This window comes from Streptomyces sp. NPDC056373 (assembly GCF_042262425.1).
In the GTDB taxonomy this organism is placed as follows: domain Bacteria; phylum Actinomycetota; class Actinomycetes; order Streptomycetales; family Streptomycetaceae; genus Streptomyces.
The window spans coordinates 13925-27192 of sequence record NZ_JBHJPX010000022.1; the positions used below are offsets into that span (position 1 = coordinate 13925).

Genomic DNA, 13268 nt, shown 5'->3' on the forward strand with positions numbered 1-13268 from the left:
CCGGGGGGCCTCAGCCGCGCCGGGCGTCCAGCCGCCGCCGGGCCGGTCCCAGCGCCCGGCCGCGGCTCAGCAGGCCTGACCAGGGGTTCGTGCGGGCCTGCTCGACGGCGTCGGCGAGGGTCCAGCGGCGGGCGTGCAGCTCGGGGTCGTCCAGCTGGTCCCAGGTGATGGGGGTGGCCACCGGCGCGCCCGGGCGGGGCCGGACCGTGTAGGGCGCGACGGCGGTCTGGGCGTAGGCGTTGCGCTGGATGTCGAGGTAGAGCCGCTCGCCGCGCTCCTTCTTGCGGGCGGCGGTGGTGAGCCGGCCGGGGTGCGCGTCGGCGAGGGTGCCGGCCACGTCCCGGGCGAAGGCGCGCACCTCGTCGAAGTCGTGCCGGCCGTTCAGCGGCACGATGACGTGCAGCCCGCGCGAGCCGGTGGTCATCAGCGCCGAGGGCAGCTCCAGCTCGTCGAGCAGCTCCCCGAGCAGCCGGGCGGCCTCCCGTACGGCCTCGAAGTCGTTCCCCGAGGGGTCGAGGTCGAAGACCAGCCGGTCGGGGTGGTCGACCCGGTCGGAGCGTGACAGCCAGCGGTGCAGGGTGATGCTCGCCTGATCGGCCAGGTAGACAAGGGTGGCCGTGTCGTCGCAGACGGCGTGGCGGACGGTGCCGCCCTCCTTGGCCACCTCGACCCGGGGGATCCACTCCGGGTAGTGCTCCGGGGTGTTCTTCTGCATGAACGTCGGTCCGTCGATGCCGTCCGGGTGCCGTTCCAGCATCAGCGGGCGGCCGCGCAGGTGCGGCAGCATGAAGGGCGCGACGGCCCGGTAGTAGTCCACCAGGTCGGCCTTGGTGTACTCCTTGGCGTCGCCGCCGCCGGGGAAGAGCACCTTGTCCGGCCGGTGCACCTCCACCGTGCGGCGGCCCGCCCGCACCCCGCGCGTGCCGTCGCCGCCGCTCACCGCACGACCGCCTCCTCCACCAGCAGCCGTCCGGCCGCCGCGATGGAGTCCGCGTCGATGCCCGAGGCGCGCAGCTGCTCCTCGGGGGACGCCGAGCCCGGCATGCTCCGCACGCCGAGCCGCACCAGGCGCGGAACGGGGCGTCCGTCGGTGAAGGCGTCGAGGACCGCGTCCCCGAGGCCGCCCTCGGGGTGGTGGTCCTCCACGGTCACCAGGCAGCCGGTCTCCTCGGCGGCACGGCGCAGGGTGGTCCGGTCGACGGGCTTCACGGAGTACAGGTCGATCACCCGCACCGCGATGTCCTCCCGCTCCAGGGCCTCGGCTGCGGCCAGCGCCTCGTGCACGGTGACTCCCGCGGCGACGAGGGTCAGCCGGTCCTCGCCGGAGGAGCGCAGCACCTTGCTGCCGCCGACCGGGAACTCCTCGTCGGGGGCGTAGATCACCGGGCTCTCGCCGCGCGAGGTGCGCAGGTAGCGGACGCCCTCCAGGCCGGCCATCGCGCCGACGAGCCGTGCGGTCTGGTTGGCGTCGCACGGGTACAGCACGGTCGAGGCGTGCACCGCCCGCATCATCGCCAGGTCCTCCAGGCCCATCTGGCTGGGTCCGTCCTCGCCGATGGCGACGCCCGCGTGCGAACCGACGAGGTTGATGCCGGCACCGCTGACGGACGCCATCCTGATGAAGTCGTACGCGCGGGTGAGGAAGGCCGCGAAGGTGGCGGCGTACGGCACCCAGCCGCGGGACGCGAGTCCGACCGCCGAGGCCACGAGCTGCTGCTCGGCGATGTAGCACTCGAAGTAGCGGTCGGGGTGCTCCTTGGCGAAGAACTCGGCGCGGGTGGAGTCGCCCACCTCGCCGTCCAGGGCCACGATGTCGCCGCGGCCGGTGCCGAGGGCGGCGAGCGCCTCGCCGAAGGCGTTGCGGGTGGCGACCTCCTCGCCCTTGCCCCACTTCGGGAGTTCGTAGCTCCCGGTGTGAACGGAGTGCAGCATGCGGGCGGCGGGCGGCTCCTGCACCCGGACCCGGATGTCGCGCGGGCCGCCGAGTTCGGTGATCGCCTCCTCGGCCTCCGGCAGCGGCTTGCCGTGCAGACCCTCGCGGTCCTGGACGCCCTCGACGCCCTTGCCCTTGAGGGTGCGGGCGAGGATCGCGGTGGGCTGGCCCTTGGTGGAGGCGGCCTCGGCACAGGCCCGGTCGACGGCGTCCACGTCGTGGCCGTCGACCTCGACGGTGTGCCAGTCGAAGGCCTGGAAGCGCCGGGCGTAGGCGTCCAGGTCGTGGCCGTGCCGGGTGGGGCCGCGCTGGCCGAGCCGGTTGACGTCGACGATCACGGTGAGGTTGTCCAGGTGCTCGTACCCGGCGTGCTCGGCGGCCTCCCACACGGATCCCTCGGCCAGTTCGCTGTCGCCGCACAGCACCCAGGTGCGGTAGCCGGTGCGGTCGAGCCGCTTGCCGGCCAGCGCGATGCCGACCCCGACGGGCAGGCCCTGCCCGAGCGAGCCGGTGGCCGTCTCGACCCACGGCAGGCGCTGTGGGGTGGGGTGTCCTTCGAGGCGGCTGCCCAGCTTGCGGAAGGTGAGCAGCTCTTCGTCGTCGATGGCGCCGGCCGCCTTGTACGCGGAGTACAGCAGCGGGGAGGCGTGGCCCTTGGAGAGGACGAAGCGGTCGTTGCCGGGGTGGGCGGGGCGGTCGAAGTCGTAGCGGAGGTGGTTCGCGAGCAGGACGGCCATCAGGTCGGCCGCGGACATCGAGGACGTCGGGTGCCCGGATCCCGCCGCGGCGGCGGCGCGGACACTGTCCACCCGCAGCTGCTGTCCGAGGTCGGTGAGTTCACCGGTGTTCATGAGTCTCCTTTCGTGGAGTCGTCCGGGTCGTCCGGGACGTCGGTTCGTTTGACGGGGCCGGGGGCGGGGTGGGGGGCAGGGGGTTGCCCGGGGCCGGGAGGGCGCGCGGGGCCGGGCTGGTTCTTCGCGGGCCCGCCACCCGGCTGGCCCCTGGCCGGCTCACCGCCCGGCTGGTTCTTCGCGGGCTCACCCCCTGGCTGGTTCTTCGCGGGCTCACCGCCCGGCTGGTTCTTCGCGGGCTCACCGCCCGGCTGATTCTTCGCGGGCTCATCGCCCGGCTGCCCCCCGGCCGGCCCACCGCCCGGCCTCCTCTTCGCAGGCTCGTCGGCGGTCCGCGCGGGTTCCGCAGCGGGGCGCCCCTTCGCGGTCTCCGACTCGGATCGCAACTGCCCGCGCCCCGAGCCGGGACGTCCCGTGGCCGGGCGGCCCTTCGCGGTCTCGGGCTCGGACCGCGGCTGCGCGGCCCCGGATCCGGGCCGTACCTGCGTCGCCCCGGATCCGGGCTGCCCCTTCGCGGGCTCATCGGGGGGCCGGTACCGGGCAGGTCCGGCGCCCCCGTCGTCCGTGTCGGCCGCGAGCGCCGCCCCCGGCCCGGAGCGGGCACTCGCCTCCTGCCGCTGCCCGGGTCCGCCCGGCACCCGGGCCACCTCGGGCGACGAGGTGTCCAGCGGCACGGACCAGGACCGTACGAGACCCAACTGCACGGCCTGTCGGGGCAGTACGGCGTCCAGCAGCCAGTCGGCCGCGACCCGGACGCGGTTGCCGGGCATCGCGGCGAGATGGTAGCCCCGCGTCACCGCGCCCGCCGGTACGCCGGACAGGGGCACGCCGAGAGGATCGGCGGCGGCCTTCGCCCCGCCGAGGTCGACGACGAAGCCCAGGTCACGATGGCGGTAGGGCTTGCGCGCACCGCCGAGACCGAGCGAGGCGGCGACGTTCTCCGCCGCGACCTTGCCGTGCCGCCAGGCGTGCTGCGCGGTCATCGGCGTGCAGCTCCCCGGGTTCTCCAGGTCGGGTACCGCGGCCACGTCACCGCAGGCGAACAACTCCGGCCGCCCCGGCACCCGCAGGTGCGGGTCGACGAGCAGCCGTCCCTTCTCCATCGGCAGTCCCAGGGACTCGACCAGCGGGTCGGGGCGTACGCCCACGCACCACACCAGCGTCCGGGTCTCGACGAACTCTCCGTCGGTCAGCAGGACCCCGTCGTGCGTGGCCTCCTTCACGGAGGTCCCCATCCGCACGTCGACACCCCGCTGCCGCAGCACCCGGTCGGCGGTGGCGGACAGCTTCTCGTCCATCTCGGGCAGTACCCGCGGCGCCACGTCCAGCAGCATCCAGCGCGGTCGCATGCCCTGCCGCAGCGGGTGCTTGCGCACCTGCGCGTCGGTGAACATCTGCCCGTGCGCGGCGACCTCGGTGCCCGTGTATCCGGCCCCGACCACCACGAAGGTGCACCGCGCCGCGCACGTCCCGGGATCGTCGGAGGAGGCCGCGAGCTCGACCTGCCGGGTCACGTGGTCGCGCAGGTACAGGGCCTCCGGCAGCCCCCGGAAGCCGTGCGCGTGCTCGGCGACACCGGGAATGGGCAGCAGCTTGTTGACGCTGCCCGCGGCGAGCACCAGCCGGTCGTAGGCGAGGGTGCCGCCCTCCCCCTCGGGGCCGGTGTAGTGCAGCGTGCGGTCGTCGAGGTCGATGCGGTCGGCCTCGCCCAGCACGAGCCGCACGTCCGGCAGCGAGTCCGGGAGGGAGACCGTGACCCGGCGCGGCTCCAGGACGCCGGCGGCGACCTGGGGCAGCAGGGGCAGGTACAGGAAGTAGTCGGTCGGGTTGAGCAGGGTGATGTGGGCCCGGCCCCGGGTGAGCCGGGACAGGGTGCGGGCCGTGCGGTACCCGGCGAAGCCGGCACCGACGACCAGGATGCGGGGTCGACTCACGGTCGCTCGCCTCCGGCGCTGTCGCGTAGCTCGGGGCCTTCCGCGTCCCCCTGGCCAGGGCACCCAAACGTCGGCGAGGAGCCCGCTCACCCGCACGCCGCCGGTTTCCGGCCCCTCGCTCGGGTACCCGGTGCGGGATACGGACCGCCGATGTCGCGGAGGCACTTCCCCATGCCCGAGTACGGATACTTTCTCTCCTGCGAGCAGTACGGACCCGCCGAGCTGATCGAGCAGGCGCGGATGGCCGAGCAGGCCGGGTTCGAGGCCCTGTGGATCTCCGACCACTACCACCCCTGGAACGACGCGCAGGGCCAGAGCCCGTTCGTGTGGTCGGTGATCGGCGCACTGTCCGAGGCGGTCTCCCTGCCGATCGAGACGGCGGTGACCTGCCCGACCGTGCGCATGCACCCGGCGGTGGTGGCGCACGCCGCGGCGACCAGCGCGGTGATGACGAACAACCGCTTCCGGCTCGGCGTCGGCTCCGGTGAGGCGCTCAACGAGCACATCCTCGGCGACCACTGGCCCCCGGCGCACGTCCGGCTGGACATGCTTGAGGAGGCCATCCAGGTGATGCGCCGGCTGTTCAGCGGCGAGGAGGTCAACCATCACGGGCCGCACTACACGGTCGAGAACGCCCGTCTGTACACCGTCCCGGACGAGCCGATCCCGATCGACATCTCCGGCTTCGGCCCCGCGGCGACGCAGCTCGCCTCCCGGGTCGGCGACGGCTACATCACCGTGACGCCGGACGAGGCGATGGTGGAGCAGTACCGCAAGGGCGGGGGCGGCGGAAAACTCGTCAGCGGCGGCACGAAGGTCTGCTACGGCACGGACAGGGACGAGGCCGTCCGGACCGTCCACCGGCTCTGGGCGAACGAGCAGCTGCCGGGCGAACTGGGCCAGGTGCTGCCCTCCCCCAAGCACTTCGAGCAGGCACAGCAGCTCGTCACCGAGGACATGGTGCGGGCGAACCGGGTGTGCGGCGACGACGTGGACGAGCACGTGGCGGAGCTGAAGCAGTTCGCCGACGCGGGCTTCGACCGGGTCTACGTCAACCAGATCGGCCCGGACCTGCGCGGCTTCTTCGACTTCTACCGCACGAAGGTGCTGCCGCAGCTCCAGCAGGCCGTCTGAGGCAGGTCCCGGAATCCGGGAACGGATCAGAGACCGCGCCCCGGCCGCCGGCGCCGGGGCGCGGCTGCCAGTTTCCGTACGGTCAGGGCGGCCGCTGCCGCGGTGAGGGCCGCGCCCATCCGTCCCCGGTTCCGCGACAGCCACTGCTGCGGGCTGCCGCCCGTGGATTCGTCGTCGAAGCGCCCGTGGGCGCCGAAGTCCCGCCCGTGCGGCCCGTCCGCCGGGGACCACAGGTTCGCGGGCCCCCCGGGCGGGCCGTCCTCCTGCTGCGCGTCGACGTTGGTGCGGGCCAGGTAGCGGTCGAGCAGTCCGGGGGCCACCGCGTTGGCCAGGAGTGTGGCGACGGTGGAACCGCCCACCCAGTACTCCCGGCGCCGTGCGTGCGACGACGCGTGCACGATGGCCCGGGCGGCGACCTCCGGCTGGTACACGGGCGCGACCGGCCGGGCCCGCCCGGGCATCCGGTTCAGCACCCAGTCGAACTGCGGGGTGTTGAGACCCGGCAGCTGCACCATCGTCGTGCGCACCCCGCTGCGGGCGTGCAGCAGCTCGCAGCGCAGCGACTCGTTGAACCCCTGGATCGCGTGCTTGGCCCCGCAGTACGCCGACTGCAGCGGAATGCCCCGGTAGGCGAGTGCGGAGCCGACCTGCACGATCGTGCCGCGGTCGCGCGGCAGCATGTGGCGCAGGGCGGCCCGGGTGCCGAACACGTAGCCCAGGTACGTCACTTCGGTCACGCGCCGGAACTCGTCCGGGGCGACCTCGGTGAACGGTGCGAACACCCCGGTGAAGGCGTTGTTGACCCAGACGTCGATGTGGCCGTAGGCATCGACGACCTGCTGGGCGGCGTCGTCGACGGCCTTGGCGTCGGAGACGTCCACCGGGACGACGAGCGCCTCTCCTCCCGCGCGTTCCACCGCGTCCGCCGCGGCGGCGAGTCCCTCACGTCCGCGGGCGAGCAGGGCGACCCTGTCGCCGCGGGCGGCGAAGGCCCGGACCGTGGCCCGGCCGACACCGCCACTGGCTCCCGTCACCACCACCACCCGGCCGCGCCGGTGCGATGTTCCTGGTGTGCGCATCCGGCGTCACACCCCGCGGCGGGGCACGTCCGGGTCGCCCGCCGGCCGCAGGGGCACGGGGCCCGGGGCGGCCGTGCCCCCGGGCGGGGCCGGCGGCACCGGCGGATACGGCATGCCGCCGACCGCCTCGGCGGCGGTCCGGCGGGCGCCGTCGCCGCCCGGCGCCGTCCCGGCCGCGTGCCCCGCGCCCGGCCCGGACGGCCGGGCCATGCCGCGCAGCACGTAGGCCAGGGCGCCCAGGATCACGGCGGTGATCAGCGCGGCGGCCCAGCCGGGCAGACCGAGGGCGAGGGCCAGTCCCACGGCGAGCGCGAGGGCCGCGCCCGCGTACAGGGCGAGCGCGCCGGACGCGGCGTACAGTGCGGCCTTGCGACGCTGCTTGCGCGTCTGCTCGCGAAGCTCCTCCCGTACCGTCTCGCGCGCCACCTGTGCCAGCTCGTCGACGAGGTGCTTGTCCAGATGCTCCAGGTGATCCAACGGCTTCATACCCGGCCGGGTACCCTCGGCCCCTCGCGCGTAACTAGGCTCAGCCGTATGGAGATTCTGGGTGCCACACTGCGCGTCTGCGTCGACGACCTCGAGACCGCGATCCCCTTCTACGAGCGACTGGCGGGCGGCAGAGCCCAGCGCTTCGAGCGGGGAGGTGTCCAGGTGGCGGCCATCGGCTGCTTCCTGCTGATGAGCGGCCCCCCGGCCGAGCTGGAGGTGCTGCGCAAGGTCGCCGCGACGATCGCCGTGACGGACGTGGACGAGACCCACAAGGTGCTGACCGAACTGGGCGCTCACATCGTCGCGGGCCCGATCGCCTCGCCGGCGGGCCGCAACCTGATCGCCCTGCATCCCGACGGGTCGATCTACGAGTACGTGGACCGTCACGCGTAGGCGCCGCCCGGGTCTCAGGTCCGCCTGGTGAGCGACGGCGGGGTCTCAGTGCCGCCCCGGGTCGGTGATCATCTCGGTGGTGATCGCCCAGCGTTCGTGGTCGCGCCAGGCCCCGTCGACGAAGAGCATCTTCGGTGAGAAGCCCTCCAGGCGGAAGCCGCAGCCGCGGGCCAGGGCGATCGACGCGGCGTTGCCCGGCTGGACGTTGATCTCCAGCCGGTGCAGCCGCATCGGGCCGAACGCGTACCCCACGACGAGGTCCAGCCCTTCGCGCATCAGCCCCCGCCCGGCGGCGTGCGCGAAGGCGCCGTAGCCCAGCGCCCCGGACTGGAAGCCGCCCTCGACGATGTTGTTGATGTTGATGAAGCCGCCGATGGCCCCGTCGTTCTTCTCGCAGACCAGGAAGCCGGCCTTGGACCGATCCTCGATCAGCCGGCCGGCGTAGGCGGTGTACGCCTGTGCCGTGGTGGGCGGGAAGAGCCACGGGTGGTGCAGGTCCTTGCTCTCCCGGGCGCGGGCGGTGAACTCGGCGCCGTCCTCGTAGGTGAAGTGGCGTATGCCCACCCGGGGGCCTTCGGCGAGGTGGCGGGATGCGTGGTGCGGCACCCCGCCACAGTAACCGCGCTGCCTGTGTGTCCCCAGTCGGGGCGTCAGGAGCCGGCGACCGGCAGCCGCAGCACCCCCGTGTCGCGCGGCCCGCCGACCACGGTCACCGGCTTGACGCCCCGGTTGCCGAAGTACGCGTCGTCGCTCGCGGCGATCACGAACCGCAGCCGGTGCCCGGTCTCGTACCGGTGCACGATGCCGGGCAGGGTGACGGTGAAGCTCCGGGTGACGTCCGGGACGCGTACCGGCGCGACCAGGCGGCGCACCAGGGTGCGGCTGCCGTCGGGGGCGACGTCGTAGAGCTTGGCGAACAGCACGAGCTTGTCGGCGGCGTCGGGGCTGTTCTGGGTGCGCTCGGCCTTCGGGGAGACGACCTTGAGCGTGGCCCGGGGGGCTCCGACGACGACGAGGGGGCGTTCCAGCGGCGCGGTCGTCCAGGCGAGGTAGGTGCCTTCGGTGTCGCTCGGCGGTGGGTCCGGCAGCCCGATGAGCCCGGCGAGCGAGCTCTCCGAATGGCTCGTGGGGATCAGCCGGTTGGTGTAGGCGCGGCTGCCGCGGGCCACCTCGCGCCGGTCGTCGACGAGCTTGCCGTCGCCGGAGAGGTACAGGGTGCGGCTGAGGGCCGGGAGGTCGTCGGCGGTGGCGTAGGTGCGGTCCGGGTCGGTGATCCAGTCGCGCTGGTAGGCGAACGCCGGTCCCGTGTCGACGTGGGGTCGTTTCCGCAGGTGCCGGTCGAACCAGGCGAGGACGCGCCGGCCGACGTAGCTGGTCTCCAGGTTGCCCTTGGTCAGGTCGAGTTCCCCGGCGGCGGCGGGGCCGGTGAGCCCTCCGCTGTGGCCCCAGGCCTGCCAGATCATCTTGACGGGTGTGCCCCGGGCCTTCAGCGTCCGGTACGTCGCCGTCGCCTCGTTGAGGTTGAACAGGGTGTCGGCCTGCCCCTGGACCAGCAGGGTCGGCGTGTCGACGCGGTCGAGGTAGGACACCGGGGAGACGCGGCGCGCGAAGGCGAGCAGCTCGGCGGTCCGGTCGGCCGGGTAGCTCCCGGAATTGAGGGTGTGGACGGTGCGGCAGGCCTCGGTGACGAAGTGCAGGCAGGCCAGGGAGTTGATGCGGGAGGGGTCGAGAGCGGGCTGGAGCAGCGGCTGGCCCTCGCCGATGAGGTAGAAGCCGTTCGTCCACTGCCATTTGAAGGCCCCTGGGACGTCCCGGCCGCCGACGGCGTTGCTGGGAGCCAGCGCGTACGCCAGGTCGTTCCAGGTGATCATCGGCACGAGTGCGTCGAGGCGGTGGTCGACGGCGGCCGTCGCGAGCTGGACGGCGCCGCCGTAGGAGCCGCCGATCATGCCGACGCGCGGGTCGCCGGGTGCGTCGCGGGTGACGAAGTCGGCGGTGGTCCCGTCGTCGGCGGCGCGGGTGCCGCCGAGGAAGTCGACCAGCCGCGAGGCGGCGGCCCCGTCGATGTCCGGGTCGTCGAGGGAGATGAGGCACCCGCTGCGGCCGAATCCGAGCCCGGAGTAGACGAGCGAGACGTAGCCGCGTCGGGCGAAGGCCTTGCCGATGGCGTCCGTCGAGCCGTCCGTCTTGCTGCCGCCGAAGCCGTTCGTGCCGAGCACGGCGGGCGCGGGGTGGGCGCGGTCCACGCCCGCGGGACGGTACAGGTCGGCGTCGACCGTGCAGGCACGGCCGCCCGTCCGCACCGTGAACTTCAGCGGAGTGACGGTGTAGGCGTCGGCCGAGGCAGCCGGCGGGGTGAGGGCGAGGGGCACGGCCAGGGCGGCGCCCAGAGCCAGAGCGAGGGGTGCGCGGGTTCTGGGCAGGCGTCGGGACACTCGGACCTCCACGGTGAGGGCAATCCGGATACCGACCAGTAGGTACTGGCCGATTGTCATGGTGTGACACGTGTCAGAAGCCGTCAATCACCGAAACGAGGGTTCTTGACGGGCTTTCAGGAGGGGTAGCCCGTCAGCCGAGGGCCGGTTCCTCCAGGGTCAACGTGCCCGCGTCGGCGTCCAGTTCGGCCCTCACCCCGAGGGGCATGGTCAGTGCCCCCTCGCCGTGCCCGAACCCGAACTCCTCCACGACCGGGACGCCCAGACCACCGAGCCGGTCGGCGAGGACCGCGCGCAGTTCCTCGTACGGTCCGCATCCCGCCCAGGAACCGAGGACGATGCCGGCGACCCCGTCGAGCCAGCCGGTGCGCAGGAGTTGCGTCAGGAAGCGGTCCAGGCGGTACGGGCTCTCGCCGATGTCCTCCATCAGCAGCAGCCCGTCGCGCGCCCCGGGGTGGGCGTGCGGGGTGCCGAGGTCGCTCGCGAGCAGACTGAGACAGCCGCCGAGGGTGACGCCCCCGGCGCGGCCCGGTACCAGTGCGGTGCCGCCCGGGGGGACGGCCGTGAGGGTCGTCACGGTCTCCGGCTCGAAGAGGGTGGCCCGCAGATGGTCCTGGGCCCGGGCGTTCTTGAGGAAGTCGACTCCGGCGGCCGCCGGCCCGTACAGGGTGACCAGGCCCAGACGCGTGGCGAACGCCTGGTGCAGGACGGTGATGTCACTGAACCCGGCGAACACCTTCGGGCCCGCCGCCCGCATCGCCTGCCAGTCGAGCAGGTCCACCGTGCGCTGCGCCCCGTATCCGCCGCGGGCGCACAGCACGGCCGCCACGGACGGGTCGCACCAGGCCCCCTGGAGGTCGGCGGCGCGCTGCTCGTCCGTACCGGCCAGGTAGCCCAGCGCGTCGTGCCGGGCGAGCACGTGGGGTGCCACCACGGGGTCGAGGTCCCAGCCGCGCAGGATGTCGAGCCCGGCCTGGAGCCGCTCCTCGGGTACGGGCCCGCTCGGCGCGACGACGGCGACGCGGGCACCGGGGGTGAGCCGGGGCGGTCGTACCAACGGGTTCACTCGGCGAGCTCCAGGGTCGGGACACCAGGCGATTCCAGGCGGAACACCTGGGCGTAGAGGGAGAGTTCGGCCTCCAGAGCGCGCACCATGGTCTCGGCCCTGCGGAACCCGTGCCCTTCCCCCGCGAAGGTGAGATAGGCGTGCGGCACCCTCCGGCCCGCCAGCCGGGCCAGGAACCGCTCGCACTGCACGGGCGGGCAGATCACGTCGTCCAGGCCCTGGAGCAGCAGGAACGGCACGCTGAGGCGGTCGGCGTGGGCGGCGGGCGAGCGTTCCGCGTACCGGGCGGGCACCTCGTCGAGGGGCCCGATCAAGCCCTCCAGATACCGCGACTCGAAGTCGTGGGTCTCCCCGGTGCCCCAGCCGGTCAGGTCCAGGATCGGGTACTTGATGGTGCCGCAGGCGTAGACGTCGGTGGTGGTGAGCGAGGCGGCCGCGGTCCAGCCGCCGGCGCTGCCGCCCCGGACGGCGAGGCGGCCGCGGTCGGCGGTGCCCTCGTCGGCGAGGGCCAGGGCGACGGCGGCGCAGTCCTCGACGTCCACCACGCCCCACTGCTCGCGCAGCCGCTCCCGGTAGGGGCGGCCGTATCCCGTGGAGCCGCCGTAGTTCACTTCGGCGACGCCGATGCCGCGCGAGGTGAAGTAGGCGATCTCCAGGTCGAGCACGAGCGGCGCCCGGCCGGTGGGCCCGCCGTGCGCCCAGACGACGTAGGGCGGCAGCTCGTCGCCGGGCGCGACGCAGCCGGGGTGGTGCGGCGGGTAGATGTGCGCGTGGATGTCGCGTCCGTCGGGGCCGGTGAAGGTGCGGATCTGCGGTTCGGGGTAGTACGCGGGATCGACGGCGTCGTCGTGCTCGGCGCCGACGACGCGGGCCCGTCCGGTGCGGGCGTCCAGCTCGACGACCTCGTAGGCACTGCGCGGACTGGCCCCGACGGCGACGACCCGTTCGCCGCGGGCGGCCAGGGTGGGGGCGAACTCGGTCCAGGGCCCGGCCGCGTCGACGACCTCGCCGCTCTCCGGGTGCAGTACACCGAGGGCGGTGGCGCCGCGGCCGTGCACGACGGCGATCAGACCGCTCTCCAGCGGCGTGAACCATCGCGAGCCCAGCTTCCACAGGGCGCCGCCGAACTCCTCCTCGCGCGGGCACAGCGGCTGCCCGTCGAGGTAGAGGTTCCACCAGCCGGTGCGGTCGCTCGCGTGCAGCAGGCGGCCGTCGTGGGTCCAGTCGGCCTGGGCGATCGACTCGCCGGGGCCGCCTGCCACGACCCGGCCGCCGCTCAGGGTGCCGTCGGGTGCGATGTCGGCGAGCAGCAGTTCGGTGCCGTCCCACGGCATGCGCGGATGGTCCCAGGCGAGCCAGGCGGCCCGTCGCCCGTCGGGCGAGAGCTTCGGCCCCGTCGCGAACCGGTGCCTGCCGTCGGTGAGTTCGCGTACCGCGCCGCGGTCCTCGGCGGCGGATCCGTCCAGGGGGACGGCGGCCAGGACGCGGCGCACGTCGGTGGGGCCGCCGCCGGTGAACTCCTCCAGCACGCACCACACCTCGCCCCGTTCGGGCAGCGGCAGCGGCTCGGCCCAGCGCAGTCCCCCGCCCACGCGGGACACGGGGGTGAGCGGACGGGGTTCGCCGCCCGGATCGCAGCGGTACAACCGCTGGTCGGCGAAGTTCACGAACACCACGAGCGGTCCGCTGTCGCCGTCGAGCGCGGCCCACGGGTGCCCGCCGTACTCGATGACCCGGCTGCGTACGTTCCACGGCGCGGGCAGCAGCGACTCCTCCCGGCCGTCGGCATGCCGTCGCACCAGGGTGCGACGGCCGCCCTCGGCGGGCCGCGGCTCGGTCCACCACACCTCGTCGCCGACGAAGCCCACGTGCTCCGGGTGCCCGTCGTGCGCGGCGGTCAGGGCCGCGTCGATGGGCGAGGGCCACGCCCCGTAGGCCAGCGTCCGCACCGTCT

The 13268-nt window shown here is 73.9% G+C and carries 11 protein-coding genes; 2 read left to right on the forward strand and 9 right to left on the reverse strand.

What is annotated here, in order from left to right; all coding sequences use genetic code 11:
• Positions 1-10: 10 nt before the first annotated feature.
• The 3 genes from ligD to ACFCXS_RS34980 are packed head-to-tail and all read right to left on the reverse strand — an operon-like array spanning position 11 to position 4718.
• The gene (gene ligD, locus ACFCXS_RS34970; RefSeq protein WP_376647392.1) at positions 11-940 is read right to left on the reverse strand and encodes a non-homologous end-joining DNA ligase; all 930 of its coding nucleotides are present in this window, start codon (positions 938-940) and stop codon (positions 11-13) included.
• Entirely contained in the window at positions 937-2784 is a 1848-nt protein-coding gene (locus ACFCXS_RS34975) for a transketolase (RefSeq protein ID WP_376647393.1), read from the reverse strand. The genes ligD and ACFCXS_RS34975 overlap by 4 nt, the downstream gene beginning before the upstream one ends.
• Entirely contained in the window at positions 2781-4718 is a 1938-nt protein-coding gene (locus tag ACFCXS_RS34980) for an FAD-dependent oxidoreductase (protein ID WP_376647394.1), read from the reverse strand. The genes ACFCXS_RS34975 and ACFCXS_RS34980 overlap by 4 nt, the downstream gene beginning before the upstream one ends.
• A gap of 171 nt (positions 4719-4889) precedes the next feature.
• Between ACFCXS_RS34980 and ACFCXS_RS34985 the strand changes: the two genes are divergently transcribed.
• A complete protein-coding gene (locus ACFCXS_RS34985; protein WP_376647395.1) occupies positions 4890-5852 on the forward strand; it encodes a TIGR03557 family F420-dependent LLM class oxidoreductase in 963 nt (320 codons plus the stop codon).
• 26 nt (positions 5853-5878) lie between these two features.
• On the opposite strand, the gene ACFCXS_RS34990 is transcribed toward ACFCXS_RS34985, so the two are convergent.
• A complete protein-coding gene (locus ACFCXS_RS34990) occupies positions 5879-6931 on the reverse strand; it encodes an SDR family oxidoreductase (protein WP_376647396.1) in 1053 nt (350 codons plus the stop codon).
• A 6-nt stretch (positions 6932-6937) separates the two neighbouring features.
• A complete protein-coding gene (locus ACFCXS_RS34995) occupies positions 6938-7417 on the reverse strand; it encodes a phage holin family protein (protein ID WP_376647397.1) in 480 nt (159 codons plus the stop codon).
• Between the two features lie 48 nt (positions 7418-7465).
• On the opposite strand from ACFCXS_RS34995, the gene ACFCXS_RS35000 reads away from it, so the two are divergent.
• Positions 7466-7813, forward strand: coding sequence for a VOC family protein (locus ACFCXS_RS35000; RefSeq protein ID WP_104780926.1), 348 nt, complete (start codon positions 7466-7468; stop codon positions 7811-7813).
• Between the two features lie 45 nt (positions 7814-7858).
• On the opposite strand, the gene ACFCXS_RS35005 is transcribed toward ACFCXS_RS35000, so the two are convergent.
• The 4 genes from ACFCXS_RS35005 to ACFCXS_RS35020 form a co-directional block, all read right to left on the reverse strand.
• Positions 7859-8419, reverse strand: coding sequence for a GNAT family N-acetyltransferase (locus ACFCXS_RS35005; protein ID WP_376647398.1), 561 nt, complete (start codon positions 8417-8419; stop codon positions 7859-7861).
• 44 nt (positions 8420-8463) lie between these two features.
• Positions 8464-10248, reverse strand: a complete 1785-nt coding sequence (locus tag ACFCXS_RS35010; RefSeq protein ID WP_376647399.1) for a CocE/NonD family hydrolase — start codon at positions 10246-10248, stop codon at positions 8464-8466.
• 133 nt (positions 10249-10381) lie between these two features.
• Positions 10382-11314 carry an LD-carboxypeptidase gene (locus ACFCXS_RS35015; RefSeq protein WP_376647400.1) on the reverse strand — a complete coding sequence of 311 codons (933 nt, stop codon included), beginning with the start codon at positions 11312-11314 and terminating at the stop codon, positions 10382-10384.
• Positions 11311-13263, reverse strand: a complete 1953-nt coding sequence (locus ACFCXS_RS35020; RefSeq protein WP_376647401.1) for a prolyl oligopeptidase family serine peptidase — start codon at positions 13261-13263, stop codon at positions 11311-11313. The genes ACFCXS_RS35015 and ACFCXS_RS35020 overlap by 4 nt, the downstream gene beginning before the upstream one ends.
• Between the last annotated feature and the right edge of the window lie 5 nt (positions 13264-13268).

Coding starts and splice junctions, on each gene's coding strand:
- ACFCXS_RS34990 (WP_376647396.1), bottom strand. CDS start 6,931: ATGCGCACACCAGGAACATCGCACCGGCGCGGCCGGGTGGTGGTGGTG.
- ACFCXS_RS34975 (WP_376647393.1), bottom strand. CDS start 2,784: ATGAACACCGGTGAACTCACCGACCTCGGACAGCAGCTGCGGGTGGAC.
- ACFCXS_RS34985 (WP_376647395.1), top strand. CDS start 4,890: ATGCCCGAGTACGGATACTTTCTCTCCTGCGAGCAGTACGGACCCGCC.
- ACFCXS_RS34995 (WP_376647397.1), bottom strand. CDS start 7,417: ATGAAGCCGTTGGATCACCTGGAGCATCTGGACAAGCACCTCGTCGAC.
- ACFCXS_RS35000 (WP_104780926.1), top strand. CDS start 7,466: ATGGAGATTCTGGGTGCCACACTGCGCGTCTGCGTCGACGACCTCGAG.